2 protein-coding genes are annotated in these 643 nt (G+C 58.3%); both read right to left on the bottom strand.

Annotation, left to right across the window (positions count from 1 at the left end; genetic code table 11):
• A partial coding sequence (locus tag CK944_RS22480; RefSeq protein ID WP_239986224.1) for a trimeric intracellular cation channel family protein occupies positions 1-236 on the bottom strand: 236 nt, incomplete at its 3' end.
• A gap of 202 nt (positions 237-438) precedes the next feature.
• Positions 439-643 (bottom strand): hypothetical protein (locus CK944_RS23890; RefSeq protein WP_205049147.1); only part of this gene is annotated, 205 nt, incomplete at its 5' end.

A 643-nucleotide genomic window follows, 5' to 3' on the forward strand; every position in this document is an offset into this window, starting at 1 on the left:
ACGTATTCAGGTTTTTGGGTCCAGCCGATGGGAAAGCGGCCCAAGGTCAGGTCACGAATAGTGCCGCCGCCAAGCGCCGTGACAAAGGCGATGACCGCTACCCCGAAGATGTCCATGTTGCGCCGCCCCGCTGCAAGCGCACCGGACATCGCCTCCGCAGTGATCGCAACAAGGTAGATGACAAACAATACCGATTCCGAGGGGGGCAATGGGTACATGACGAAAGCTCCCAGCAAGGCCGGTAGATACAGGTTGCAGCTTCCAGCGAGCTTTTTCTAACACATACGAGGGTAGATATGCGTGACAGCGTTCGTGATGGCGACAACACTGTCCCTTATTATGGCCATCATGACCCACCGCCTACATGGAGATCTTGGGTCGTTCGTTTCGGTAGCTCGGACCCAGTCTGCATCTCAAAGCCGAGTCCCGGCCTCATGTCTAAGGCAGCATCCTGTCGCAGACGGCCTCGGCTGTTTCTGCAACAACTGCCCGCGCCTCCTCAGCGAACAGGCCTGCTATGTCGAATAGCACGATCATGGCCTCGGCCGCGGTCGCCATGCCAGGAGCGGCAGCAAGGAAGCGTGCTTGTTCGGGACGGATGTTTGTCTCCCCTTCCAAGACACGCATGAAGGCCTGGATGCGG

This window comes from Paracoccus sp. SY, from assembly GCF_002901215.1.
Lineage (GTDB): Bacteria > Pseudomonadota > Alphaproteobacteria > Rhodobacterales > Rhodobacteraceae > Paracoccus > Paracoccus acridae.